The 25,420-nt window shown below is 52.0% G+C and carries 24 protein-coding genes and 1 pseudogene; 8 read left to right on the forward strand and 17 right to left on the reverse strand.

The features are described 5' to 3' along the window. The first annotated feature begins 38 nt into the window (after positions 1-38). A pseudogene (locus LA360_RS17735) lies at positions 39-2,977 on the forward strand (insulinase family protein). Positions 2,978-3,136: 159 nt separating this feature from the next. On the opposite strand, the gene LA360_RS17740 reads toward LA360_RS17735, so the two are convergent. From LA360_RS17740 to LA360_RS17800, 13 genes are all read right to left on the reverse strand, one after another. Continuing rightward, entirely contained in the window at positions 3,137-3,913 is a 777-nt protein-coding gene (locus LA360_RS17740) for an SDR family oxidoreductase (protein ID WP_022202310.1), read from the reverse strand. A 36-nt stretch (positions 3,914-3,949) separates the two neighbouring features. Continuing rightward, positions 3,950-5,197 (reverse strand): enolase C-terminal domain-like protein, encoded by a 1,248-nt coding sequence (locus LA360_RS17745; RefSeq protein ID WP_022202309.1) that lies wholly within the window; start codon positions 5,195-5,197, stop codon positions 3,950-3,952. 12 nt (positions 5,198-5,209) lie between these two features. Beyond that, positions 5,210-6,289: an iron-containing alcohol dehydrogenase family protein gene (locus LA360_RS17750; protein ID WP_022202308.1), complete on the reverse strand. Its 1,080-nt coding sequence runs from the start codon at positions 6,287-6,289 to the stop codon at positions 5,210-5,212. Between the two features lie 22 nt (positions 6,290-6,311). Next, the gene (locus LA360_RS17755; protein WP_225537602.1) at positions 6,312-6,809 is read right to left on the reverse strand and encodes a hypothetical protein; all 498 of its coding nucleotides are present in this window, start codon (positions 6,807-6,809) and stop codon (positions 6,312-6,314) included. Between the two features lie 12 nt (positions 6,810-6,821). Continuing rightward, positions 6,822-8,096 (reverse strand): TRAP transporter large permease, encoded by a 1,275-nt coding sequence (locus tag LA360_RS17760; protein WP_022202306.1) that lies wholly within the window; start codon positions 8,094-8,096, stop codon positions 6,822-6,824. After that, positions 8,093-8,596 (reverse strand): TRAP transporter small permease, encoded by a 504-nt coding sequence (locus LA360_RS17765; RefSeq protein WP_022202305.1) that lies wholly within the window; start codon positions 8,594-8,596, stop codon positions 8,093-8,095. The genes LA360_RS17760 and LA360_RS17765 overlap by 4 nt, the downstream gene beginning before the upstream one ends. A 20-nt stretch (positions 8,597-8,616) precedes the next feature. Further along, a complete protein-coding gene (locus LA360_RS17770; RefSeq protein WP_022202304.1) occupies positions 8,617-9,678 on the reverse strand; it encodes a TRAP transporter substrate-binding protein in 1,062 nt (353 codons plus the stop codon). A 156-nt stretch (positions 9,679-9,834) separates the two neighbouring features. Beyond that, positions 9,835-10,566 carry a FadR/GntR family transcriptional regulator gene (locus tag LA360_RS17775; RefSeq protein ID WP_022202303.1) on the reverse strand — a complete coding sequence of 244 codons (732 nt, stop codon included), beginning with the start codon at positions 10,564-10,566 and terminating at the stop codon, positions 9,835-9,837. Positions 10,567-10,643: 77 nt separating this feature from the next. Continuing rightward, positions 10,644-11,996, reverse strand: a complete 1,353-nt coding sequence (locus tag LA360_RS17780; protein WP_022202302.1) for a sodium-dependent transporter — start codon at positions 11,994-11,996, stop codon at positions 10,644-10,646. Between the two features lie 156 nt (positions 11,997-12,152). After that, positions 12,153-12,779 carry a PHP domain-containing protein gene (locus LA360_RS17785; protein WP_022202301.1) on the reverse strand — a complete coding sequence of 209 codons (627 nt, stop codon included), beginning with the start codon at positions 12,777-12,779 and terminating at the stop codon, positions 12,153-12,155. A gap of 11 nt (positions 12,780-12,790) precedes the next feature. Beyond that, positions 12,791-13,549: an ABC transporter ATP-binding protein gene (locus LA360_RS17790; RefSeq protein ID WP_089775794.1), complete on the reverse strand. Its 759-nt coding sequence runs from the start codon at positions 13,547-13,549 to the stop codon at positions 12,791-12,793. Continuing rightward, positions 13,539-15,272, reverse strand: a complete 1,734-nt coding sequence (locus LA360_RS17795; RefSeq protein ID WP_057571236.1) for an ABC transporter permease — start codon at positions 15,270-15,272, stop codon at positions 13,539-13,541. The genes LA360_RS17790 and LA360_RS17795 overlap by 11 nt, the downstream gene beginning before the upstream one ends. Continuing rightward, complete coding sequence (locus LA360_RS17800) at positions 15,265-16,410, reverse strand: ABC transporter substrate-binding protein (RefSeq protein WP_112481447.1); 1,146 nt, start codon at positions 16,408-16,410, stop codon at positions 15,265-15,267. The genes LA360_RS17795 and LA360_RS17800 overlap by 8 nt, the downstream gene beginning before the upstream one ends. A gap of 313 nt (positions 16,411-16,723) precedes the next feature. On the opposite strand from LA360_RS17800, the gene LA360_RS17805 reads away from it, so the two are divergent. From LA360_RS17805 to LA360_RS17830, 6 genes are all read left to right on the forward strand, one after another. Next, complete coding sequence (locus LA360_RS17805; RefSeq protein ID WP_112481448.1) at positions 16,724-18,112, forward strand: sodium-dependent transporter; 1,389 nt, start codon at positions 16,724-16,726, stop codon at positions 18,110-18,112. 19 nt (positions 18,113-18,131) lie between these two features. Then, entirely contained in the window at positions 18,132-18,290 is a 159-nt protein-coding gene (locus tag LA360_RS17810; RefSeq protein ID WP_160116304.1) for a hypothetical protein, read from the forward strand. Positions 18,291-18,613: 323 nt separating this feature from the next. Next, entirely contained in the window at positions 18,614-18,934 is a 321-nt protein-coding gene (locus LA360_RS17815) for a PadR family transcriptional regulator (RefSeq protein ID WP_002569085.1), read from the forward strand. Beyond that, a complete protein-coding gene (locus LA360_RS17820) occupies positions 18,931-19,740 on the forward strand; it encodes a DUF1700 domain-containing protein (protein WP_022202296.1) in 810 nt (269 codons plus the stop codon). The genes LA360_RS17815 and LA360_RS17820 overlap by 4 nt, the downstream gene beginning before the upstream one ends. Before the next feature lie 5 nt (positions 19,741-19,745). Further along, positions 19,746-20,603 carry a DUF4097 family beta strand repeat-containing protein gene (locus LA360_RS17825; protein ID WP_089775790.1) on the forward strand — a complete coding sequence of 286 codons (858 nt, stop codon included), beginning with the start codon at positions 19,746-19,748 and terminating at the stop codon, positions 20,601-20,603. Positions 20,604-20,629: 26 nt separating this feature from the next. Beyond that, positions 20,630-20,815 (forward strand): PspC domain-containing protein, encoded by a 186-nt coding sequence (locus LA360_RS17830; protein ID WP_002586670.1) that lies wholly within the window; start codon positions 20,630-20,632, stop codon positions 20,813-20,815. Here LA360_RS17830 and LA360_RS17835 read toward each other — a convergent pair. The 4 genes from LA360_RS17835 to LA360_RS17850 all read right to left on the reverse strand — a co-directional run bounded on the left by LA360_RS17835 (position 20,812) and on the right by LA360_RS17850 (position 22,706). Next, positions 20,812-21,219 (reverse strand): ATP-binding protein, encoded by a 408-nt coding sequence (locus LA360_RS17835; RefSeq protein WP_089775788.1) that lies wholly within the window; start codon positions 21,217-21,219, stop codon positions 20,812-20,814. The two genes, LA360_RS17830 and LA360_RS17835, sit on opposite strands and share 4 nt — an antisense overlap. After that, on the reverse strand, positions 21,201-21,431 hold the full coding sequence (locus LA360_RS17840) for a hypothetical protein (protein ID WP_057571235.1): 231 nt from the start codon (positions 21,429-21,431) through the stop codon (positions 21,201-21,203). The genes LA360_RS17835 and LA360_RS17840 overlap by 19 nt, the downstream gene beginning before the upstream one ends. A gap of 230 nt (positions 21,432-21,661) precedes the next feature. Further along, on the reverse strand, positions 21,662-21,832 hold the full coding sequence (locus LA360_RS17845; RefSeq protein WP_225537603.1) for a hypothetical protein: 171 nt from the start codon (positions 21,830-21,832) through the stop codon (positions 21,662-21,664). Positions 21,833-21,866: 34 nt separating this feature from the next. Continuing rightward, the gene (locus LA360_RS17850) at positions 21,867-22,706 is read right to left on the reverse strand and encodes an AraC family transcriptional regulator (RefSeq protein ID WP_089775783.1); all 840 of its coding nucleotides are present in this window, start codon (positions 22,704-22,706) and stop codon (positions 21,867-21,869) included. A 209-nt stretch (positions 22,707-22,915) separates the two neighbouring features. Between LA360_RS17850 and LA360_RS17855 the strand changes: the two genes are divergently transcribed. Beyond that, complete coding sequence (locus tag LA360_RS17855; protein WP_089775781.1) at positions 22,916-25,417, forward strand: glycoside hydrolase family 31 protein; 2,502 nt, start codon at positions 22,916-22,918, stop codon at positions 25,415-25,417. Positions 25,418-25,420: the final 3 nt, after the last annotated feature.

The following is a 25,420-nucleotide window of genomic DNA, read 5'->3' on the forward strand; positions in this document are numbered from 1 at the left end:
GATTTCATCAGGACGATTACAACTAAAGGAGGACTACCATGGCTTCACTGCCAAGGATTGGTGAAACCATAAGCGGTTTCACCGTCACCGAACTTGGAACCATACACATGCTGGGCGCCAGGACCGTTCTGTTTAACCATGAATCCAGCGGCGCCCAGCTTTTATATATTCAGAATGACGACCGGGAACTGGGTTTTAACCTGATTTACCGGACGCCTCAGATGGATGAACGGGATAATTCCCACATATTGGAGCATCTTATTCTTTCCTCCTGTAAAAAGTATCCCAGCAGGGATATCTTTTTTGACATGGACAGCAAGAGCTACGCCACCTTTATGAACGGTCTTACGGACAATACCTTCACCTGCTATCCGGTGTGCAGCCAGAGCCAGGAGCAGCTTCTAAAACTGATGGACGTGTTCCTGTGCTGCATGGAAGAGCCGGATGCCCTGAAGGACAAAAATTTTTATCTGAGGGAGGCCATACGGTATGAGCTCTCATCCGTCAATGGCCCCCTGACCATGCAGGGCACGGTGCTCAGCGAGGACTGGGGCCATCTGACCGACATTCTGGAAAACGCAGACAGCGCCATGTCCCATACCCTTTACGAGGGCTCGCGCACTGCCAACCTGCTGGGGCGGGCTCACCTGCATTACAGAGAGCTGTCCTATGAGCAGGCCAGGGAAACCTTTGAGCGGTGCTACAGCTATTCCAACTGCCTGATTACCCTATATGGAAATATAGATTACAGGGCCATACTGAATTTCCTGGACAGGGAGCACCTTTCCAGGGCCGCCTCAAAAGGCCGCAGCCTTCTTGGGGAGTTTGAGGAACCGGTGAAACCAGGTTTTAGGACCTGTACGGCACAGAGTCCCGCTTATCATGCAGCCCCTCGGAACACGCCTCTGTCATGGACTACGGCATAGACCTGTCAGGCTGCACAAAGGAGGAACTCATATACTGGGACCTCTTTGCGGATATCCTGGATAACGATACCTCTCCCTGGCACAGATATGCCAGGGAAATGGGACTCAACCATGTGATGGAGGTCTATCTGGATATTCTGCTGCCCCACCCCTCCTTAAAATTCCGCCTGCGCAACGGTGACTCCTGTCTGAGGGAGGCATTTTTGGACTCCATCAGAAAGGCCCTTAAGGATATCTGCCGTGATGGTCTGTCCCCCAAACTGTACCGGGCATCCATGAAGGAAAACCGCCTCACCGACTCCCTTACCCGGGAAGCCCCCCATCTGGGCTTTAACCTGTCTGAGGAAATTGGACGTTACTGGAGCACCACAGGCCGGACCGATTATTTTCAGCTCTATGAGGAAGCCTTCCGGCGCTTTGAGGAAGACTCAGACCAGGCCATCATAAAAAAGCTGGCTGCCACTGCCCTTCATCCCCGGGCCAGCGCCCTGGTCGTGACCGAGCCCGTGCCCGGTCTGGCTGAACAGCTGGAGGAGGAAAAGGAACAGTATCTTAATGAAAAGCTGGCTTCCATGACAGCGGCTGAGCAAAAACAGCTGATAGAGGAAACAGCCGCCTTCCATGACTGGAATTCCAGGCAGCGTAGCAATATGGACTTTATCATCCGGCCCCAGGATCTTCCGGAGCCGGCCAAACCATGCTCCTTCACAAAAAGACAGTGGGGAACCATCACATGCTACACATCCCCCTCTCCCTCGCAGGGCGTGGGCAGTTACCAGCTCTATTTTGACATCAGCCGGATTGAGAAGGACGATCTTAACTACCTTACGCTTTATCAGATGCTTCTCACGGAACTGGATACAAAGCGGTTTACGGTGGAACAGCAGAAGAACCTGGAGCAGGAATACCTTCACGACTGTACCTTTGACGAGCTGTATCCCGCAAGGAAGGCAGGCCCCCAAAACCATCCCATGATGAGCGTATTCTGGTTCGGGCTGACCGAAGATTTTGAGGCCGGGCTGGATTTTCTCCTGGATGTAATGGGCGGCGGAGATTACGGCGACACGGATACCATCATACAGGTACTGGAAAAATATCTGCCTGACTACGACCAGTCCAAGGGGGACAATGCCTCTGCCCTGGCCTTCAGCCTGTCCGAAGGCTATACGAGACAGGAATGCCGATTCCGCAATATGTTAAACAGCCAGGAGAATTATTATTTTCTGAAGGATGTACTGAAACGGCTGAAGGAAGATCCTGATTTTGGGACCATGGCGGCTTCCAAACTTAAAACCATTTCCCATACCATATTAAACCGCCGTGGCCTGGTATTTCTGGCAGCCGCTTCACCGGACGTATTAGGAAATCTGGAACAGGCTGCCGTGGATATACTGGGGAGACTTCCCGTTTTTAAGGAAGATCATGATTCTTTGGCTCCCGCCATCTGGATCCCGGACCAGAAGCAAAGGCTGGCCGTGTGCGTGGAGGCCTCCTGCCAGGAGACGCGGCTCATGGGCGATTTCTATGAAAATCCCGGCTTTAAAGGGCGTTATCTGCCCTTTCTCATGGCTGTGGCGGATAAATATTTAAAGCCGGCCATACGCTACCAGGGCGGCGCCTATGACAGCGGCATTGACTTTTATATTCCTGCCGGTTATTTCTCCCTGTGGAGTACCGCGGACCCGGAAGTCAGGAGTACGCAAAAGCTGTTCCTGGCAACCGGCGCACAGCTCATGGAACTTCCGCTGACCCGCGGGGAACTGGACGGCTACATCCTGAACGCCTATGCCCAGGCCCTGCCGCCCTCCGGGACCTTAAGCACCCGCATGCGGCACATGCGCAGGGACATGGTGAACATGGATTCCTGCAAAATAAACGAAATGATTTCAGATATCAGGAATGCGGACCTCTGCCACCAGCAGGAGGCAGCCCGGATTATTGATGAGATTTTGGGACGCAGCGCCATTGTCACAGTGGGAAATGAGAAATGTATCATGAAGGATAAGGATGTGTTTGACCAGGTCTTGATATATCATACGGATTATGCGTAAATGGCAGGGACGGGATGAGCGGCTATGAATAGGCATCTTTTATTGTCTTCTTCTCCCTTTTACAAACAAGAAGGGGCTAATGCACTAAAGCGTCATCCCCTCCTTGCTTTCGGTTATCTCATTTTTATTGTATACTTTTAAATTCGTCTAATCCGCTTCCTATGACTTCACCAGAAATCCTCCGTCTACAGGGATAACCGCACCGTTTAAATAGTCGCTGGCAGAGGAAGCTAAAAACAGTACGGGCCCCTTTAAGTCCTCGGGTCTGCCCCACCGGCCTGCGGCAATCCGCTTCGTACACTCGTCCTTGCGCTCCTGGCTCATATTAGCACACATCTCCGTGTCCATATAGCCCGGGGCGATTACATTGCAGCAGATGCTGTGATCCGCGCAGTCGGAGGCAATACTCTTAGAAAGCTGAGTCACAGCTCCTTTTGCCGCAGAATACGCCGGCACGGTAGTTCCGCCAAAGAAGGAATTCATAGAACCGATGTTGATGATCTTGCCAACGGTATCCTTGTCCCGCATGACCTGAATGGCCCGCTGGCACATAAACCACACATGATTTAAGTCCACATTAATCACCAGGTTCCACATCTCCTCCGGAAACTCCCATGGCTCATAACGTCTCTGGATGCCTGCGGCCGGAATCATAACATCAAGCTTTCCTCCCAGCAGTTCCATAGCCTCATCGAACATCCGGTCCAGTTCTGCCTTTTTGGACAGGTCGCCGGCTACGCCGTGGGCCTTATAGCCCTTCCCGCAGTATTCTTCCACCGCTTGTTCCAGCTTCTCCTTCTGGAGATCCATCAAAACCACCTCGGCGCCGTTTTCCAAAAGCCCTTCCGCCATACCTCTGGACAGGCCCTGAGCCCCGCCGGTCACAATGCACTTCTTTCCCCGGACACTGAATTTTTCCTTATAGTCGTATACCATTTTCTTTACACTCCTCATCAATTATACTCTATATTCTCACGGCGTCTGGAGAGTTCCGTCCCGGTTCCTGGTTTGGGTCCAGATGGTCACCGTGTTCTCGCAAGGGTACTTAGCTGCCTCCCGCTCATTGATGTCCACCCCCAGACCAGGCCTTTCGTTGGGATACACGTAGCCGTTCCTAAATTCCGGAAGTCCGGGAAACACCTCCAAAAGCGCACCTTTGGGACCCTTTAAATCCTGGATCACAAAGTTGGGCGGCTCAATGCCGGACCACTCCTGAACCCCGAAATTCATAGCTGCCAGATCGATATGGACATTGGCCGCATGCGCGATGGGGGACATATCTCCAGGACCGTGCCAGGCTGTCCGGACTCCGTACTGCTCCGCGAACATCTGGAGCTTGCGCGCAGGCGTGATGCCCCCGATCTGGCTTATATGCACCCGGATGTAATCGATCAAATGCCCGCTAATCAAATCCCGCCAGTCAATAGAGCGGTTGAACAGCTCCCCTTGTGCAATGGGTACCTCACTATGGCACCGGATTTCCCGCAGCCACTTGGTTTGCTCCGCACACACCGGATCCTCTAAAAACAGCAGGTCAAAGGGTTCCAGCTCCCTGGCCAGCTTCACTGCTTCCGGCGGTGCCACCCGCTCATGGACATCGTGAATCAGCTTGACGTCATACCCGATTTTGTCCCGGATTCCCGCAAACAGCTTTACCGTGTCCCGCACATAGCGGGCTCCGTCCAGGTAAACTCCTGGCAGAGCACCTTGGGGGGCGGTTTCAGGAATCACACCGTAACGTTCCCCTCCGTATCCTCTGCACTGGCAGCGGATATTCTGGATACCCAGTTCCCGGTACCTCTCAATATTTTCGCAGAGCTCCTCCAAATCCCTTCCATCCGCGTGGCGGTAAACAGGCACTCCCTCGCGCACCCTGCCGCCGAACAGCTGATACAGAGGCATACCAGCCAATTTTCCCTTAATATCCCAAAGGGCCATATCAATTCCCGAGATCGCGTTGTTTTCAATGGGACCTCCCCGCCAGTATCCATTCTGATACATTAGCTGCCATAGTTCCTCTATATTTTCCGCATTTCTTCCCTTTAAAAGCGGCGTCAGATACTCTTCCACCACCAGCTTCACCGCCAGATGTCGATAGGAAAAGGTTCCGCAGCCCAGGCCGTAAAGGCCCGGCACATTGGTGTCCACCCGCACGGCCAGAAGGTTAATCCCCTCTGGTGCCGTGCAGATAACTCTGATATTCTCAATTGTCACTGCCACTGTGCTTTCTCCTTATGCCTGATAAGTCTCTAACGCCGTGATGGCCTCCCGGATCATCTCCTTTGTTACCGGATACGGCGTATGCTTTAACTCCTGATTCTCCAGCGTCATCTTCAACACATCCTCCAGCGGATCGGTGGGATCCAGCTCCAGATCTCCCAAGCAGATAGGCAGCTTAATAGCTTTGCTAAGCCGCCAGGCCCTGCTAAGCTTTTCCCAGTCATGGTCTACCATGAGGTTGACCAGCATCCCATAAGCGACCACCTCTCCATGGAGATGCCGCTCCTCGATACACTTGCGGCTGGTCATGCCATAAAAAAGGGCGTGGGCGATACCGCCGTTGTAATCCGGATGGGCAGACACAGAAACAATACCTGGGGATATAATGATATTTAAAATCGTCTCCTCCAGCTCCCGGCTGATCACTCCTTTTGCGGCATCCTCCATGGCCTTCTCCGCCTTCTCCAGCATAGGATAAAAGCACATACTGCCTGCTGTAATTCCCAGAGCACTGCCATAATCCAGGGATTCCCCGGCCTTGGCAGACCAGGCGGACTCCACGTGCTTTGCCATAGCGTCTCCGAGGCCTGCCCAGAGGTAACGCACCGGCGCCGCCAGGGTCAGCTTGGGGTTGATAAAGCAGTGTACAGGAACATTTTTCAGCTTGAGAATCTCCCGGAAGGATCCGTCCTCATGGTAAAGGATGCTGATCTGCGTGATGGGCGCACAGTTGGAAGCAATGGAGGGGATTGTGTAGACCGGCTTACTCAGCCTATCACCCACCACTTTTACCGTGTCAATACACTTGCCTCCTCCCACGGCCAGAATTACATCCGCCTCCTGAACCGCCGGTTCCCTCTCCAGCCGCTTCACGTTTTCCCAAGTTGCGTCCTTTCCGTAAACCACTGCCCCGGTTAAAATAATCTCTGCCCGCTCCAGGGACGGGAGCACATAATCTTTTGAAGCCTCCCATGCCTGTTTACCGCATATAACGGCCGCCCTCCTCCCCCTGCCTATACGCTCCGGGAAAGTCCCAAAGGCATCCTCACCCATCGTAAACCGGGGGAGATAAATGGAATGATATTGATTCATGGTCTTTTTCACCTTTCTTGTTTCAGTTCATCTGTTCCCGCCTGGGATCCAATACCGCCAGATCGTAACCACGGCTCTCATGTGTGTGGGCTGCCAGTACCCAAAAATAAGCATTCCGTGTCCCCGGGGAGGCCAACTGGTCCAGGCACCGTTGCCTCCCCAGGTCAGCCCGGCAATCAGGCGGGAAGCCTGAATCTCCTGGTTGAGCGTCATAAAAACCTCTCTCTGCCTCGATGGCCACACTGTTTCCTCCCGCCGTGTAGAAGGAGTCAAACCGGCCGCAGTGATAATGACGGCCAGCCAGATCCAGCCCAGCCTCTCCCTTAATGCATACACCGTTCATCTCCTCGCCGCCAGGCTTCAGTTCATAGCGCTGGCTTGCCGCCAGGTTCAGCCGGTACATTGCCGCCTCTTGACAGTCCTCCCTGCCAGGTACGATCACTTTATGAAATCCATATTCCTCCGGGGAAACGATTTTCCTTTTCTCCATCCGCTCCCTTGTCACAATTCCCTGTACCATAATCAAACCTCCTTAGGTGAGAAACGTACAAAACCATTCTGAGAATACACACAGAAAAAATACTCCCACATAGCCAACCAAAAACGGAATCTCCGCCTTGGCGATCTCTCCCATCTTCAGCCTTGACACTGTGGCCGCCGAGTAGATGTTCACCGCTACCGGAGGCGTCATTGTTCCCACTACATTGGAAACGCACACAATTATTCCAAAATGTACTACATTAATGCCCATGCTCTGGGCAATAGGCCACAGCACCGGAACCAACAAAACAGCTATGGCTGTCCCCTCCATAAAGGTTCCGAAAATCAGGAGAATCACTGCTACCACCAGGCAGAACATTGCTGCATTTAGATTCATGCCAATCACCGTATCCACCAGAGCCTTGGACGCGCCTGAGATTGTGAACACCCATGAAAAGGCTGTGGACGCGGCGATGATGAACAGTATCATAGCAGAACTCTTGGCGGAGTCCTTGATGATTTGGATCGTATCCGGCAGATTCAGCTCACGATAGATGAAAGCTCCGGCTATAGCTGCCCATACAACAGCCACCGCAGCGCTCTCCGTGGCGGTCAACATACCGGAATAGATTCCTCCCAGAATAATGATGGGTGTAAGCAATGCCGGAATGGCGTCCAGAAAAACCTTCACCACCTCGGCGGGCGTGCGCTTCACATTCTGTTTCGGCCACTTTTCCTTATGGGCAAACCACAGCACCTCCACCATCAGCACCAACATAATCACGATACCAATCATCATACCCTGCTTGAACATATTTCCAACAGAGGCACCGGTCAGCGTACAATAAATCACCATGATAATAGATGGCGGGATGATGGGCCCAAGCCCACCGGACACCACCAGAAGTCCTGCGGTTCGCGGCCCTGGATAGCCCTTTTTGATCATATCCCCGTAGAGCATGGTTCCGATGGCAATGACTGTTGCCGGGGCCGATCCAGACAGGGCAGCAAAGAAAGCACAGGCCAGTACCAGCGCCAGGCTCATACCGCCTCTCACGTTGCCCACCAGGCAGTCCGCAAAATCTACAATCCGCCTGGAAATTCCACCCTTCGTCATCAGATTGCCAGCCAACACGAAAAATGCGATGGCCATGATAGAGCTGGACTGCAGCCCGCCAAAGATCCTTTGGGCGATAGCCGTGGAGGAGGCCGGAAGGCCCCCGAACACCACGGCCGTCAGAGAAGCCACACTCAAGGAGATGGACACCGGTACCCCGATCACCAGGCAAAGAATAAAAATCAAAAATAAAATCAATCCTGCATTCATGTCCTGTTTCCCTCTTTCTTTCCGAATTCTGCAATCTGCTGTACCAGTGTAATGGTCTGAATGACGAAGATGAGTCCAAAGGCCAGTACCAGCGAGAAATACATCAGAGACATGGGAAGCTTCATCACAGGCGTGGTTTGGCCGGCTTGAAGCTGCTTTAAGACCAGGGCCCCTCCCGCTTTAATCATGATAAAAGCAAATCCCACCAGAATCACCTGCCGGATAAGATCAACAATCTTGCGGACCACACCGTGCAGCTTGTCCACCACGGCAGTCACCGCCACCTGGGTGCCATCTCTTAGACCCACCTCTGTTCCCAGCAACGCCATATAGGTCATACTGTATACGGCTATCTCCTCTGTCCAGGGCATGGAAGCCTGGATAAAATTCCGATTCAGCACAGAAATGAAATAGGAAGCGACCATGGCAATAAAAGCAGCGGCCATGACTGCATATTCTGCCGATGTAACGCATGACAGAAGTTTTTTCATAAATTTCATACGAATCCTCTCCTCTTTTCCTACTGCACCGCCCTCTTGGCTGCGTCGACAGCTGCTATCCATTTCTCGTCGTAGGAAGCACCGGCCTTTTCCTGGGCCGCCTGATACTTTGCCTTTAACCCCTCGGTATCAATATCATAGAAGGTCACACCCGCACCCTCTAAATTTTCCACTGCCTCTGCATTAGCCTCGTTCAGATAAGTCCACTGGGCCTTGCATCCCTCCTGCACCGCATTGGCAAAGGGCTCTCTCATGTCTTCAGGAATCTTGTTCCAGGCGTTGTCGCTCATACAGATCGGAATGTAGACGAAGCAGTGCTTTGTGTTCGTGATAGAATTCACTCCTGCCTCATAATATTTATTAATCCAGCAGTTAGATACTGCATTCTCACAGGCATCAATGGTTCCCTGCTGCAGCGCTGTGAACTGCTCGGAGGCAGAGATGGCCACCGGATTAGCCCCAAAAGCAGTAAATGCCGCCAGCTGGCCCTCGTTCTGCATCACCCGAATCTTTACGCCCTTGAAATCTGCCGGGGTCTGAATCGGTTTCTTGGAGAACACATCCCGAAATCCTGACTCCAAATAGCCAATGACGTGAAGTCCATGCTTTTCCGCCTCGGCAGAAATCAGATCTCCCAACTCATTCTGTACCGCGTAATTAGCCTGGTCCGCGCTGTCCCAGAGAAAGGCCTGGTCTAAAATAGACATCTCGGGAATATAGTTGCTCAAAACGGAATTAGCGCAGGTAGCGATGTCCAGATCACCCTGGATCGCCATATCCAGGGTATCTGCCTCTCCACCCAGAACACCGCCCGCCTGGATGGTAAGCTGGATGTTTCCTTCCGTGGCCTCACTCACCAGCTCGGCAATCTTTTCTGCTCCCTTGTAATAATTTGACTGGGAATTATCCACCAATGCCATTGTGAAATTCAGAGCTCCTTCATTGGCAGCAGCTTCCGGCCCGCTGTTCCCCGAAACGCTTCCCTTTGCCTCTGTTTGTCCGCTGCCGGATGAGCCGCAGGCCATAAGCCCAAGAGCTGTCAGTACCGCAATTCCTGATAATAAATACGTTCTTTTCAACACACTGATTTCCCTCCGTTTTCTAAATTGTTTGATAAAAACAAAAAAATATATCCGACGAATGCAGTGTAGCACATCGGATATATTTTGTCGATACGTTGAGTTTTGTTTCTATATATGCGGATATTTATTGTGTATATTGTACAATATTTTTAAAAATCATTCGATGACTTTTCTCGTCTTCTGCTGTTCAATCTCCTCAATAATCTTTCTTCGGGTACTGTTTAAGTGATCGATCATACTGTAACGGGCTCCACTGGCATCTCCCCGTTCAATAGATTCCGAAATCATGTGATGGAATTTCACAGTCTGATTTGCCAGCTCATCATTTGTGACCTTACAGAACAAAGGGATTCCCTTAACCACAATCTCCATCAGCCTGCAGGCAATCTCATTCTTAGAACACCTGGCAATCTGAAGATGGAACGCCATATCCTTCTCATAATGGGATTCCTGCATCTGGATCTGCCAGCGCACCTCCGCCTCCAGCTCCATCAGTTTCCGGCAGTCCTCATAAGTCGCGTTGGTAGCTGCCAGGGCAGCGATATCCGGTTCCAGCATCAGCCTTACTTCTGAAAACTCCAGCGCTTTGTTTGGCAGCTCTTCCGGCAAAAATGCTCCCAGAAGGTTTGACGTCTCTCCCTCGCTGATCTCAATCGGCTTTTGCTTCTGCCTCAAAAGATAGGTGCCGCTGCCTTGAACCACCTCCACCAACCCTTCAAACCGCAGCAGCTTTATCGCGTCCCGGACAGTCCCTCTGCCAACCTCGCAGTATTCCGCCATCTGCAGCTCATTTGGAAGCCTATCGCCCGCCTTCATCTCATTCTCAATAATATACTGCCGTATCTTCACGGCCACCCGCTCCGAGAGCGTCTCCGTCTTTTGTCTCACCTAGCCACCGCCTTTTTCCATCATGTTTTCTGTCGATATATAATACCGCCGGGTTTCTGCGGGTGCAGGCCATTCAATCATCCAATTCCGCCATACACGATTCCCAGTATGAACACGATCACGGCCAATGGCACATAGACATGCTTGGCCAAAGGTCCGAAGAACTCTCCCAGGGGCTTTTCACGCCCTTCTTCCAGTTCCTCCCGGATCTCCTTATATCCCAGGATATAATAGATGGATACAGCCCCCAGCACTGCGCCAAAGGGCACCACAATAATGGTGATGAAATCCATCCATGATCCCACCTTGGGCTCTGACTCCAGGAAAATCCCCACTAACAGGGCAATGCCGCTGCACAGGGCCACTGCCGCTTTCCTGGGAAGCTTAAACCGGTTCTGCCATGACTCGCTTACCGCCTCAAACATATTGATTAAGCTGGTGATGCCAGCAAAAGCAACGGACAGGAAGAAAATCACCGCGAACAGCCTTCCCATGGGCATCTGCCGGAAAATCTCAGGCAGGGTGATAAACATAAGGGGCGGGCCTGCGTTTGGCTCAATGCCAAATGCGAATACAGCCGGCATGATGGCAAGGGCAGCCATCATGGCAGCCACCGTATCAAAAAAGGCGGTGCGGATGGATGCCTTCGGTATATCCTCTGTCTTGGCCAGATAGGTGCCGTACACAATCATTCCCGATCCTGTGATGGACAGCGAGAAAAATGCCTGTCCCATGGCCATGACCCAGGTATCCACCTTTAATAAATCGCTCCAACCCGGGGCAAAGAGGAATTTATACCCTTCCTCCGCTCCCGGAAGGAAGGCCACGCGGATGGCCAGTATTGCGAACAATACAAAGAAAGAAGGCATCAGGACCTTATTAATTTTCTCAATTCCCTTGGTGGCCCCAAACATAAGGATGCCGGCCGCTGTCACCACCACCAGGACATGCCATGGAATACTTCCGAACTCGCCTGTGGCCTGGCTGAAATAGGCCGCCGCGTCCGCTGTAAGGATGGCCCCTGTTACGGAACCGGCCAGGGCTCTTATCACCCATCCTACGATGATGGCATATCCAATGGCAATACCCAGGGAACCCAAAAGAGGAATCCAGGCCAGGAAATACCCCAGCCTGCCTTTTCCTATTTTCTCCCAGCAATATTCATAAGCTCCCAGGGTTCCGGTCCTGGCCCGGCGCCCAATGGCGAACTCAGCCGACAGCCCTACCAGGCCGAATAATACAATGAATAGAATATAGGGCACCAGAAACGCGCCGCCGCCGTATTGTCCCACGCGGTACGGAAACATCCAGATATTGCCCATACCCACTGCGGAACCCACACAGGCCAGCACAAATCCCAGGCTGCTTCCAAAGCCGCCGTTTTGGTGCACGGCTGCCTGTGATGAATCCGTTTTTTTCTGCTTGTTCATAACTTCTCCTTTTAAGACGTTCATTTAGACGGCCTGCCGTCCTGCGTGAAAATGAAACAGGACTGCCTGTGAAGCCATCTTTACTATACTACCCCATTAACACCATTTAGTCAAAGCTTTAAAGCAAAAAAGCGGCAAAAAGAAAAAATTCCGCTGTTAAAACAAATCAACCACATCATAGCTGCTTCCGTTCCACACAGCCGGACGCACCTGCCTTGTCTTAAGCTGTTCCACGAAATCCTCCAGACGGTCCACCTTCTCCGGCAGCCAGGTGGCATACTTCCCAATCTGGCCCGTGGTGTGGGCATCGCTGGCCCCTATGGTCTTAAGACCTAACTCCCGGCAGTACGAGAGAGCCCTGCGGTTGGCTTCAAGTGCCGTACTGCCGTTGAGCACCTCCACCCCGTGGAGCCCTTTGACCACGCGGAGGTTTTCCTCCAGACCGCGGTTATTGTTCCGGAAAGGATGGCAGGAGACACAGAAACCGCCGGCCTTATTGACATGGTTTATAAATTCCTGGGCATCCACCCGGCAGCCGGGATAATCTTCAATCCCCCACGCCGTGATATCCCCCTGAAGGGAAAAAAACTCAATACCCACAAAAATTGGGAAACCGGTCCTGTGTGAATACTCTGTTGCATATCCCCTGAGTCCCATGCTGTCATGGTCCGTGATGCAGACAGCGTCCAGTCCCCTGCCCCGCGCTATGGTCACGATTTCCTCCAGGTTTATTTTGCTGTCCGATGAATAAGTACACTCGTGAAGATGCATGTCAACCAGCATTTAGGTTCCTCCTATCTCTTAATAATCTTGAGCAGCCTGCCGTCCTCTGTCCATACGAGGCTCTCCAGGTCCATGAATTCGGCTACAAACGGGCTGGCCGGCCTCCGGCAAAGTTCCAGGGGCGCGTCATTCTGGACCAGCTCGCCCTGGTCCATGATGGCGATGCGGTCTGCCAGGATAATGGCCTCCTCCTGGTCGTGGGTGACGAACACCATGGTCAGCCCCAGGTCTTTCTGGAGCCGCTTCAGCTCATGGCGCATTTTGGTGCGCAGGGCAGCGTCCAGGTTGCAGAAGGGCTCATCCAGCAGGCACAGCTTGGGCTCTACAATCAGCGCCCTGGCAAGGGCCACTCTCTGCTGCTGGCCTCCGCTGATTTCCTGGATATAGGCCCGGGCATAATCTGCAAGGCCTACCATTTCAAGATAACGCATCCCTTTCTGTCGGGCCTGCTCCCGCTTCACTCCCCTGAATTTCAGACCGTAAATTACATTCTGAAGCACTGTCATATGGGGAAACAGGCCGTAGGACTGGAATACAGTTGTAACCGGACGCTGTTCCGGAGGGATATGGGTAATGTCCTCGCCGTCCAGCCGCACGCTGCCGCTGTCCGGATCCAGAAAGCCTCCTATCATATTGAGGGTCGTAGTCTTCCCACACCCTGACGCGCCAAGGATGCAGAGAAGCTGGCCCTGTTCCAGGGTAAGGGACAGATCCCGCACCACCTCCCTGCCGTCAAAGTGTTTTTTTAAATGGTCAAGTTCAAGATACACGCCGCTTACCTGCCTTCCATGTTATTAAATAAGCCATGCCTTCCACCGCCAGCACCACCAGTATAATGCTGGTGGCAATCAGGGAGGCCAGGGCGTAGTCCCCGGTATAAACCGCGTCAAAAAGTTTAAACACTGCCAGCTTACGGCCCGGATCTATGAGAAACAGGATTGCTCCCGCCGTAGTCATGCTGCTGGAAAAGTTATATACAAAACAACTGAGAAAAGCCGGCTTAAGACCGGGCAGTATTACGGTCTTAAGCACCGAAAGCTGGCCGCCTCCCAGGTCCCGCACCGCTTTTTCCTGTGCCCTGGGCACCTGTGTCAGGGTGGCGGAACAAATCTTTGTGGCCGTGGGAAGCTGCTTGAACAGCATGTTGGAAATGACAATCAGGGCCGTTCCTGTCAGCTTTAAGGGCGGAGAATTAAAGGCCAGTATATAGCCGATTCCAAAGCAGGTTCCCGGCAGCATATAGGGCAGCGTGACCAGACAATCAAAGAAATTCCGGCCGGGAATCTGTCTCCGCTCCATGTAATAAGCGAACAGCATTGCAAAAAGGGTTCCGGCCAGGGATACTATGAACGCATATGCCACGCTCCGCCCCATGGTGTCCAGGTCAAAGCGGACCATCTGCTCCAGATAACGCGTGGTAAAGGAATACACTCCCCTGGTGCTTTTGAGGAAGCCGGATATGAATATGCATCCGTACTGCAGAGCCATCATAAAAAAGAATATTATGCTTCCCAGGTTTGAGAGAATCCCTGCCGCCCCGCATTTTCCCAGTGAAAGGGCCAGCGGCTCCTGTCTCCCTCTGCTTCCCTCTGTCAGCATATCCGAACGCTTCATCAGTTTCCGGTAAATGAAAAACGCGGCTATGGACGGAAGCATCAGAACCATGTTCATGGCGGAGGCCTTCTCCAGGTTGGAGTATCCCACCAGCTGAAGATATATCTCTGACGCAATTGTGCTGAACCGCCCTCCGATGATGACCGGAGTTCCAAAATCCGCCAGGGAACGGACAAAGGAAAGGAGCAGGGCCACCCAGATCCCCGGCCGTATCAGAGGCAGTACAATGTCACCCAAAATGGCCCTGGGGCTGGCTCCCAGGTCCCTGGCTGCCCGGATGCTGTCTCCATCCAGCCTGGTCAGGATTCCCCCCAGGAACAGGGCATTTAAGGGTACAAAGGAAAGGCTCTGCATCAGGATGACACCCCAGCAGTTATAGGGGTCCCAGCTCAGCCCCAGCAGCCGGTAGGCAATCCACCCCCGGCGTCCATAGAGCTGGATATAAGCCAGGGATGACACAAAGGGCGGTGAGACCATGGTAATCAGCAGAAGCGCCATGCAGAGCAGTCTGACGGCTCCCCGTCTTGTGGCCAGGAACAGGGCCGCCGCCGTGGAGAAGGCAGTGCAGAGAAGGGATGCGCATATACCCACGAACACACTGTTACAGAGATTTCCCCTGTATTGGTTCCAGACAGAAGCATAGGAGTCATAGCTTATGGATTTCCCGTCCCAAAGGCTCCTAATCAGGATGCAGAGCATGGGCCAGAACACAAACAGGAAAAGGCTGGCCAGCAGAACTGCCAGCAGCAGTTTATCCGCCCCATATCCCGCAATGCCAAAAAGGACATCTTTCGATGCCCTTTTGCCATACATGTCTCCATGCATGTTTCTGTGTTTATCTGCATTCATGTTTCCATGGGTGCTGTCAAACCTATTCATCTGCTGCCTTATCTCCCATCAGCGCCTCAAAATGCTCCAGGATTTCCGTACGCTTTTCACCGAACAGGGACAGATCCTCCTTCATCAGCATGCCGGTGTCATACCCCAGGTCCAGTCCTTCCAGGGATGGCTTGATGGTCTTTACGCTGTTCTTCTGGTCTATCTCTGCCAGCATCCGCAGATTATCGTCATTGCTAAACAGCCACTCTATGAAGTACCTGGCCGCGTCCCCGTTCTCAGCGTTCTTAAATGCCGCCACTCCCTCGGGTACCCACGGAATACCGTCCTCCGGGTAAACAATGGACACATCATACTCGTCTAACAGAGACTCGATGGTACCGTCAATGTATGTGATGCCGATGGCATATTCATCTGCGGTTACCTTATTCTTAGGGTCGGAGCCGCGTTTTGCATAGTAAGCTATGTTCTTATTCAGTCCTTCAAAATAGGACCAGCCTTCATCTTCCCCCTTAGCCTGAAGCAGGGCATTGACCACGGCATAGTTGGTACCAGATACAGCCGGGTTGGACATGATGATTTCGCCTTCGTATTCGGACTTTAACAAATCATCCCAGTTGGCGGGAGCCTCTATATTGAGCTCCTCCATGAGGCCGTCATTGATCAGAAAGCCTACAATGGTAATTCCCTTGGAATACCAGTAGCCTTCCGGGTCCTTAAACTCCTCCGCCAGGTCCGCAGAAGCATCAAATGAAACCTGCTCTAACAGTCCGTCATCCTTTGCGCTCATGAATGCGTCGATACCGCCTCCAAACCATAAATCGGCAGAAGGGGTGCCGCCCTCCGCGCGGAGCTTGGAAAGCACCTCTCCCGAGGACATGGAGAGCAGCTCTGCCTTAACGCCGGTATCCTCAGTGAATTTGTCAAACAGGGTTACATAATTCTCGCTGGTAGCTACCACCTTCATGGTGCCGGAGAGAGCCGGGGCTTCTGCTTTTGTTTCCGCTTTGGTTTCCTCCTGGCTCTGAGCTTCAGTCTCCTGGGCTGCGGTGGTTTCCCCGGTCTGTGCTTCGGTGGCGGACTCGCTGGTATTATTGCCTGTGTTATTGCTGCTCCCGCAGGCTGCCAGTGCCGGCACCATGGACAATGCCATTAACAGGGTAATCATTTTCTTTCTCATCTGTGGTCGTATCCTTTCTTTCATAACAATATTTTGCCTCGCTATCCTATATCCTCCTCTTAAGGACAGTAATTACCATTGTTGAATTATAATGAGCAGCGGTCCTTAAGTCAATGAGGAGTCTTCCTGTATAGAAAAAAACGAACATTCAGGAAATCGGATAGAAAAATTCTATTCTTATTCAGAGCTGCTTTTCCTGTATTATTTTGTAAAAAGGAATGGACGGTGCCAGGGCATTGTGATAGAATAAACGAGGTTATTTTCCCGGCATACGGCCGGGATTTTTAATGGATATAACGGAGGAGTCTTGAAAATGGAACATAAAAGAAGTCAATGGGCCAGCAACATAGGTTTTATTCTGGCCGCCGCAGGAAGTGCTGTGGGATTGGGAAATATATGGAAATTTCCGGGAAAGGTGGCCGCCGCAGGAGGCGGAGCGTTTTTAATCTGTTATGCCCTGATTGTCCTGCTCGTAGGATTCCCGGTCATGCTGGCAGAGCTTTCCATCGGGCGCAGCACCCAGAAAAATGTAGTTGGCGCCTTTCGCCGGCTGAACCCGGGCTGGAGCTTTGCAGGCGGCATCGGCGTCCTGACTTTGTTTGTAATCATGTCCTACTACAGTGTGGTGGGAGGATGGGTGATGAAATACATTGCGGTGTATCTCACCGGAGCGGATTTCAGCGCCTTTGGAAATGACAGCAGCAGATTTTCCGCTTATTTTGCAGATTTCATATCACGGCCCGGGGAACCGCTTATATGGGGCGCTGCCTTCCTGTTTCTGTGTATCTACGTGGTTGTGCGGGGCGTGTCGGAAGGGATTGAACGGGTCAGTAAATTTTTAATGCCCGGCCTGTTCGTACTGTTAACCGGGATCGTCATCTATGCCATGACTCTGGATGGGGCTGCCGAGGGTCTTAAATATATGCTGGCCGTGGACCCCGCAAAATTCAACGGAGGAACCGTGGTGGCCGCCCTGGGCCAGGCCTTCTTCTCCCTCAGCGTGGGAATGGGCATCATGGTGACCTATGGCTCCTATGTGCCCAGGACAGAGAACCTGGCAAAAAGCGCCGGCTGTATCTGCATTCTGGACAGCCTTGTGGCTCTCCTGTCCGGACTTGCCATCGTGCCTGTGGTCTATATCACCGCTGGTCCCGAAGCCATGGGTATGGGAGGCGGTTTTGCCTTCATGGCTCTTCCTGAGGTGTTCAGCCGGCTGCCCGGCGGCGTGTTCTTCGGGTCTGCCTTCTTCCTTCTGCTGTTCGTGGCAGCCCTGACCAGCGCCATCAGTATCCTTGAGAGCTGCATCGCATGGCTTACGGAAGAATTCGGTTTCTCCAGGCTGAAAGCCACCCTGTTTCTTATGATTCCCATGTCATTCTTAAGCGCGGGCTATTCGCTGTCCCAGGGAGCCATGGACATAAAGCTTCCGTGGTTTGATTTTACCAATGGCGTCCAATACCTTCCCATGAACGCTGTCATGGAAAAATTCACCGACAATCTGATGATTCCTCTGGGAGCCCTGTTCTTCTGCCTCTTTGTGGGATGGGTATGGGGAACGGACAATGCCTCAAAAGAAATTGAAGCCTCCGGCCACAGCATGGCCTGGAAACGCCTATGGGCCTTTCTGTTAAAGTTCCTGGCTCCGGCGGTTATTATGGTCATATTATATTTTACGGTTGGACGCGGACAGGGCCTGTCCTGATAAATCCATTCTGTAAATCATGAAGAAACGGTTCCGGTATCCGTTTTTCCGGAACCTGTATTTACAGATTATGGAGGATTATCCCCCTGAGAAAGTGGCTGAAATCTGCCACATCCGTCAGGAGGACCTGATACAGGCTGCCATTCCGATATTAAGCATCCTCTTCCAATGCAGCTGATTCCATTCTTATTTTCAATGATAACTCCATAAATTAGGTTGAGCCGGCAAGAAAGGCCCTCTGCCAATCCCACCGGCTTATTATGTATGGTATCTATATGAAAAGCTCTGACTGCTTGTTTATGTCTTATAGTATACCGGCTATTTGTGTCATAAGTTTGACTGATTGCTAAATAGTTTCTAAAGAGACTTAAGAAAATATAACAGAATCTTTTTAATTTCTTGTGTTGACATATAATACTATATGCTGTATAGTATTATCATATTATATAATGTATAATATAATGCAGCTAATAATATTGTTTCTAGAACAGAGGGGTGCTTATGATATTTAACACTGGTTCCGCACTTTTAGACGCCATTGTGCTGGCAGTTGTCTCTAAGGACGCGGAAGGGACTTATGGATATAAAATCACCCAGGATGTCCGGCAGGCCATCGACATTTCAGAATCCACCTTATATCCGGTGCTGAGACGTCTCCAGAAGGAGGACTGCCTGGAAGTGTATGATATGGCCATTGACGGCAGGAACCGCAGATATTACAGGCTGACGGAAAAAGGCAGGGTACAGCTGAATTTGTACCGGGGGGAATGGGTAACTTATTCACAGAAGATATCCCAGATATTTAAGGAGGCGAAGCTATGACCAGGGATGAGTTTATGAAGGAGCTTGCATATCTTCTGCAGGACATCCAGGATGAAGACAAGGACGACGCGGTCCAATACTATACAGATTACTTTGAAGAGGCCGGTCCTGATAAGGAAGCAGAGGTCATACAGGAATTGGGAAGCCCTGAGCGGATTGCCGCCATGATCCGGGCCGACATAGCCGGACATCTGGAGGAAGGCGGTGAATTCACAGAACAGGGATATCAGGATGAACGGTTCCGGGACCCCGGCTATGCCATGGCAAAGCGCCTGGACCTGCCGGAAGAGCAGGAGAGCGGCGGTCAGGGAAACTACGGCAGGGGACAGGACTTTGACCGGGAACACGGTTTTAACCAGGAGCAGAGCTTTAACCATGGACCCGGGGAGACTTATACCGGGGGAAATGGCACTTCCCGAACACCTCCGCCCAGGACCAGCAGGGTGATAAAACTCATATTATGGGCTGTCCTCATCATTGTGGCCTTTCCCGTGTTCCTGAGCGTTGGCGGCGGACTGCTGGGTCTGGCCGCGGGTATCCTGGGCATTCTGGCAGCCATCCTGGTGACCCTGGGCGCCACCACCTTTGCAGTGCTCCTGGGAGGAATCGTCATGCTGCCCTATGGTGTGTTCCACATGTTTTCCCATCCCCCGGACGGACTCATGGCCTCCGGCACAGGATTAATCCTGCTGGGCGCCGGCGCCCTGTGCCTGGCCCTTTCCGTACTGTTTTACGGAAGGTTTGTTCCTTTCGTCATACGAAGTATCGTCAATGGGCTTAGCCGCCTGCTTCACCGAGGGAGGTAATAAAAATGAAGAGATTCGTAAAAATATGCGCTGTCACCGGACTGGTACTCCTTCTTCTTGGTTTGGGCATCACTGCCGTCTCAGCCGCCATGGGAGGGCGGTATACAAACAGCCTGCCGTCCCGCCTGGCCTCCAGGGTATGGCACAACCACATGCCATGGCTGGTCCGCTGGGGCAATGACTGGCAGGATAACCGGGAGCGCCGGGATGACCGGGATAATTGGAACGGCCGGGATGACCCGGATGACACAGACCGCGCCAGCGGCTCTTCGCAGGTAAGCACGGTGTCCGATCCCTCATACGCACAGGCCAGAAAGCTGGATGTGGATATAGACAAAGGGGTAATCCGCGTTTCCGAAAAAGAGGGCATTTCCCAAATCCAGGTCAATGTACAGGATACCTATAACCGCACACAATGCTACATGGATGAATCCACCCTGAAGGTTAAGAGGGAATCAGGACGCAGCCGGGGCAATGAGGCTCCGCGAATCGAGATTCTGATTCCTGCGGGATATGAGCTTGACAAATTATCCCTGGATATGGGCGCCGCGGAGTGCACGGTCCTTGGCGTCACTGTCTCCAAACTGGAGATTGACACAGGCGTGGGCGCCATTACATTTTCAGGCACTGTCAACGGGGATGTGGAAATCGAGACAGGGGTGGGCGATGTGACCCTGAACCTGACCGGTTCCCAGGCCGGGTACAATTACCAGGTGGAGTGCGGCGTTGGCAGCATTAACGTGGGAGCTGAACACTACACCATGCTCTCCCACGAAACTCACATCAACAACAAGGCTCCCTACACCATGGAACTGGAATGCGGCGTAGGAAACATTGCTGTGAACTTTGATCAAACCTTATAGGATTCTACAGAAAAGGAGATAGAAGTATGGATAAGAAATTATACCGTTCAAACATAAATAAAATGCTCTGCGGCGTATGCGGGGGCATAGGAGAATACTTTAACATTGACCCCACCATCGTCCGCCTTATATGGGCTATCTTCGCCTGCTCCGGCCCCGGAATCATAGCATATTTTGTGGCCGCCATCATCATTCCCCTGGCGCCAAACTAAGGCCGGGAATCCACCTCCTCCGGGAGCCGCAGCCATACGGATGCATAGAACATGCCGGCTTTTTGTTCAAATAATGTCTCTCCTCCATATCTGTCCGCCATTTCCCGGATGGAGCATTTTACATTCTTCTCACAAAGGCGGGCCTCCGCTGCATTTTTCAGCAGGTTGCCCAATAGGACCGTCACCTCCGTATCCGGGACAGGGCACTGTTCCGGGTAGGCTGCCTGGGCTTCAAAGCGGTTTTTGTGCCTTCGGACCTGGGAAGCATAGTAGCAGATCAGGGCATTGACCGCCTGGCTGCGGCAGTAGATTTCCCTGATATCAGGCGGCAGCTCTGTCTTATATATCTTAATATACTCAGACAGCCCGGCCTTATCGTCCCTCCCTATGCAGGACTGGACCACGGCCAGATGCTGGCGCAGGCCGTACGCGCTTTATTCATTTCTTCCATATGGACCGATATGGTTTTATACTGCCTTTTCTGAGCCATAAGGCTCCGGCACGCATATTTTAACTCCTTCTCCAGATAGGTGATAAGCAGCACCACATACCTGTACCAGATTTTCAGTTTATCCCCGTGAATCCGGTTCCGGCTCCTCCCCCTCGCAATTCTCACGTATATAGCGCAGCAGATATTCTTTTATCTCCTGTCTGCACATGTCTAAATCGTCTATAACGGCAAATGCAAAATCGGGCCAAAATCTGCAAAATGAAGCCACCCCATTGAAAGTATGGCAGAAAAACGTTATGTTTGAACCAGATATAAGAACCCATATAAGAAAGGGGGAGCACTGCATGGAAATCATCATCTGTGACGGCAACCTGATTCTCCGCCACAGCTATCCTTTAAAGCCTGCCCGCGGGCGGCCCAAGACGGTCCCATCCCCAGTGAAGCCTTAACCTGTCAAATACGCACTGGAACGGCCGCGGCAGCACTTTGGCCATTTCCGCCAGAAACAGGGCCGGCAGGATGCAAAACTGCATATTGAGTCCCGGATGGGGCAGCCCTTTTGGCACTCCCGCGGTTTGGTCCCCGCCGGCCCGGACCACATCAAAACGTCCTTCTGCAATGCCCGGCCTCCGTCTTATACATTTTCCTGAAATTAGATGGCGTCATACCCATAACCGACTTAAACACCCTGTTAAAATGCGTGATGTTGGAGAATCCTGTATCCCGGCTGATTTCCGTGATATTCTTATCCGTTTCCATGAACATCCTCTGGGCGTTCATAACCCTTGTGACGTTCACATACTGGATGATGGTGCTGTTGGTATACCGCTTGAATTCCCTGCACAGGTAGCAGGGGCTTACATAGGACATCCGGGCCAGTTGGTCTATGGATATGTCCTCCTGGTAATTCTGATGGATATAGCTGATTACATCTGTTATACGGTTGCGCTGTTCCGGCTTCACCGGTGTCTGAATTTTTCTTGCAATGGTCAGTAAGGCCATGTTTAACAGGGTATGGATATAGTCCTCATGATACGCCTGAGGATCTTCCTGTTCCTTGAGCAGGTCATCCAGCATGCGGTGCACCACCTGTTTTTCCCGATGATCCGGCTTATATACCCCGGTTCCCTGTTCCAGCGCTTTTAACAGCTGCTTAGAATCCACTTCCTCCCTGGCAAAATACACCAGAAGCCGCTTAAACGGCACATTCTCCTGGCCGTAGGAATGGTGCATCACGTAGGGGGAAAATATGAGGAATTCTCCCGGATGGATGCAGTAGAGACGGTCCTGGATAATGTGGTACCGTTCCCCTTCCTCCAGATAATATAATTCAAAATAATCATGATAATGGGACTTTGACATATTGTCATTGACCCCCTGTATGCGTTCGCTGGCAATGCTCCTTCCCTGGGCCATCATGATTCCAGCCTGGTCTATCAATCTGTTTCCTCCTTTTTGGTATTTATATCCAATTCCCGTATTTTTATATGCATAAAATACACGGAAACATCATAGCGCTTCCAAATTAATACAGCAAGATATGTTTAATTTCCATCATAACACTGCAAATATTGTCTAGTTTAGGCGGCCTTAATTCTATATGATAATAACATAAAACCGGTTGAAATAAAACAAGGAGGCAACAAGTTATGAAGGTTTGTACGAATGCTTACACGGTCACCAAAAAGGATAATTACTTTTCAGTAATGACAGACAGTGTGGAAATCCGCATTCTTTTTTTGACAGATTCCATCCTGCGTATCAGGGCCGGATTTGACGGCGATTTCGCGGAGGAATCCTACAGCCTTGTGATGACAGCATGGGAAGACCGGATGGATGATTTCCTGAAAGGCCGCAGAACGCGGGTGGAAGCGGCAGACGCAGTCCTGTCGGACGGGGACAGGGAGGCAGTAATCGAGGGACGTAATCTGAAGGTAGTGGTGGAGAAGGACCCGTTTCGCATCTGCGTGTATGACAAAGAGGGAACCCTGCTTCACGCCGATATCGTGGACCTGGCCTATATGGAGGACAGCAACCACCGCCGGATTCACACCAGCGAGATTTCACCGGAGGACTGTTTCTATGGATTTGGAGAGAAGAGCGGCGACTTCAACAAAGCCCAGAAATTCATGGGCATGAGCCCCAAAGACGCCATGGGATACAACCCCAGGGAAACCGACTCACTTTACAAGCATATCCCCTTCTACATAAAATTAAACCGCGGCACAAAAAAGGCAGTGGGGTATTTCTACCACAATACCTACGAGTGCGATTTTGACATGGGCCGTGAGAAGAGCAACTACTGGAAGCCCCACAGCCGTTACCGCACAGACGGCGGCGACATCGACCTCTTCCTCATTGCAGGCCCTGCCGTGCGTCAGGTCGTGGAGCGCTATACGGACCTCACAGGCAAATCCGCCATGCTTCCCCGGTATGCCCTTGGATACCTGGGTTCCTCCATGTATTATCCGGAACTGGATGAGAACTGCGACGACGCTATTCTGGATTTCATCGACACCACAAAGGAAGAGAAGATACCGGTTGACGGTTTCCAGCTTTCCTCCGGCTACTGCACCGTGGAGACAGATAAGGGTATCAAGCGCTGCGTCTTTACCTGGAACAAAAAGCGGTTTAAAGACCCCAGGGAATTCTTTGCCCAGATGGATAAAAGGGGCGTATCCGTATCCCCCAACGTAAAACCGGGCATCCTTCTCATCCATCCCAAGCTGGACGAAATGAAGGCCAGGGGCATGTTTGTGAAGGCCAGCGACAGCGATGAGCCGGGCATCGGAACCTGGTGGGGCGGAAAAGGCGTGTTCGCGGACTTTACCAAGCCTTCCACCCGGACTTACTGGAAGGAAATGCTCAGGGAAAATGTCCTGGAATACGGCACCAGTTCTGTGTGGAACGACAACTGCGAATATGACAGCCTGGTGGACAAGGACTGCCGCTGTGATTTTGAGGGCAAGGGCGGCACCATCGGCCAGCTGAAATCCGTTATGTCCAACATCATGTGCCATATTACGGATGAAGCCATCCATGAAACCTTCCCCAATACCCGTCCCTACATTGTGTGCCGCTCCGGCCACTGCGGCATACAGCGCTATGCCCAGACCTGGGCAGGGGATAACCTGACCTGCTGGGATTCCTTAAAATATAACATTGCAACCATCCTGGGCATGAGCCTTTCCGGCGTGGCCAGCCAGGGCTGCGACATCGGCGGCTTCTACGGCCCCTCACCGGAAGCAGAGCTTATGGTCCGCTGGATTCAAAACGGCATATTCCAGCCCCGTTTCTCCATCCACTCCACCAACACCGACAACACGGTGACTGAGCCCTGGATGTACGGCCACTGTACGGATTATATCCGGGAGGCTATCGGGCTGCGCTACCAGTTAAGTCCCTACCTCTACTCGCTGATGGAACGGGCCCATGAGACAGGACTGCCCATCATGGAACCCATGTGCAGTGCATTCCAGGAGGATGTAAAATGCTACGAGGAGGGCGTGGACTTCATGTTTGGAGATTCCCTGCTGGTGGCCAATGTGGTTGAAAAGGGCGCCTCCACCAGAAAGGTATACCTGCCTGAGGGCGAGACCTTCTACGATTTTCAAACAAGGACAGCCTATGAGGGCGGCCGCACCGTCGAACTTCCCGTGGACCTGGGGTCCATCCCCCTGTTCGTGAGAAGCGGAGCCATCATTCCCATGGCGGAAGATAAGCTTGATAACCTGAAAACCCAACAGGCGCAGCACATACGAATCCTGTGCGCGGCCGACAGGGACGGCCGGTTCGCCCTTTATGAGGACGACGGCATTTCCATGGATTATGAGCGCGGAGACTATCTGAAAACATCCATAACCATGACGGCCGGAGAACGGACTGTTTTGGATTTTTGCCAGGAAGGCCATTATGAGACAGCCGTAAAGACGCTGTATCTGGATATGATACACCGTGAGAAAGCGCCTTACTGGGTCAAGGCGGACGGACAGACCATTCCTCATTTCCTCCACAGGAGAAAATTCGAGGAGGCGGACTGCGGATGGTATTACAGCCAGAGGCTTAAGTCCGTTCAGATTAAATACCCTAATCCTAAGAAGGATTATCAGGTGATTGTATCCTTTGAGCAGTTTGACCTGATTGGTATGTAAAAA

This window comes from Enterocloster clostridioformis (assembly GCF_020297485.1).
Classification (GTDB): Bacteria; Bacillota; Clostridia; order Lachnospirales; family Lachnospiraceae; genus Enterocloster; species Enterocloster clostridioformis.

Coding starts and splice junctions, on each gene's coding strand:
- LA360_RS17810 (WP_160116304.1), top strand. CDS start 18,132: ATGAAGAAACGGTTCCGGTATCCGTTTTTCCGGAACCTGTATTTACAG.
- LA360_RS17795 (WP_057571236.1), bottom strand. CDS start 15,272: ATGAATAGGTTTGACAGCACCCATGGAAACATGAATGCAGATAAACAC.
- LA360_RS17815 (WP_002569085.1), top strand. CDS start 18,614: ATGATATTTAACACTGGTTCCGCACTTTTAGACGCCATTGTGCTGGCA.
- LA360_RS17830 (WP_002586670.1), top strand. CDS start 20,630: ATGGATAAGAAATTATACCGTTCAAACATAAATAAAATGCTCTGCGGC.
- LA360_RS17785 (WP_022202301.1), bottom strand. CDS start 12,779: ATGCTGGTTGACATGCATCTTCACGAGTGTACTTATTCATCGGACAGC.
- LA360_RS17750 (WP_022202308.1), bottom strand. CDS start 6,289: ATGAATCAATATCATTCCATTTATCTCCCCCGGTTTACGATGGGTGAG.
- LA360_RS17765 (WP_022202305.1), bottom strand. CDS start 8,596: ATGAAATTTATGAAAAAACTTCTGTCATGCGTTACATCGGCAGAATAT.
- LA360_RS17855 (WP_089775781.1), top strand. CDS start 22,916: ATGAAGGTTTGTACGAATGCTTACACGGTCACCAAAAAGGATAATTAC.
- LA360_RS17740 (WP_022202310.1), bottom strand. CDS start 3,913: ATGGTATACGACTATAAGGAAAAATTCAGTGTCCGGGGAAAGAAGTGC.
- LA360_RS17805 (WP_112481448.1), top strand. CDS start 16,724: ATGGAACATAAAAGAAGTCAATGGGCCAGCAACATAGGTTTTATTCTG.
- LA360_RS17825 (WP_089775790.1), top strand. CDS start 19,746: ATGAAGAGATTCGTAAAAATATGCGCTGTCACCGGACTGGTACTCCTT.
- LA360_RS17755 (WP_225537602.1), bottom strand. CDS start 6,809: ATGGTACAGGGAATTGTGACAAGGGAGCGGATGGAGAAAAGGAAAATC.
- LA360_RS17820 (WP_022202296.1), top strand. CDS start 18,931: ATGACCAGGGATGAGTTTATGAAGGAGCTTGCATATCTTCTGCAGGAC.
- LA360_RS17800 (WP_112481447.1), bottom strand. CDS start 16,410: ATGAGAAAGAAAATGATTACCCTGTTAATGGCATTGTCCATGGTGCCG.
- LA360_RS17780 (WP_022202302.1), bottom strand. CDS start 11,996: ATGAACAAGCAGAAAAAAACGGATTCATCACAGGCAGCCGTGCACCAA.
- LA360_RS17760 (WP_022202306.1), bottom strand. CDS start 8,096: ATGAATGCAGGATTGATTTTATTTTTGATTTTTATTCTTTGCCTGGTG.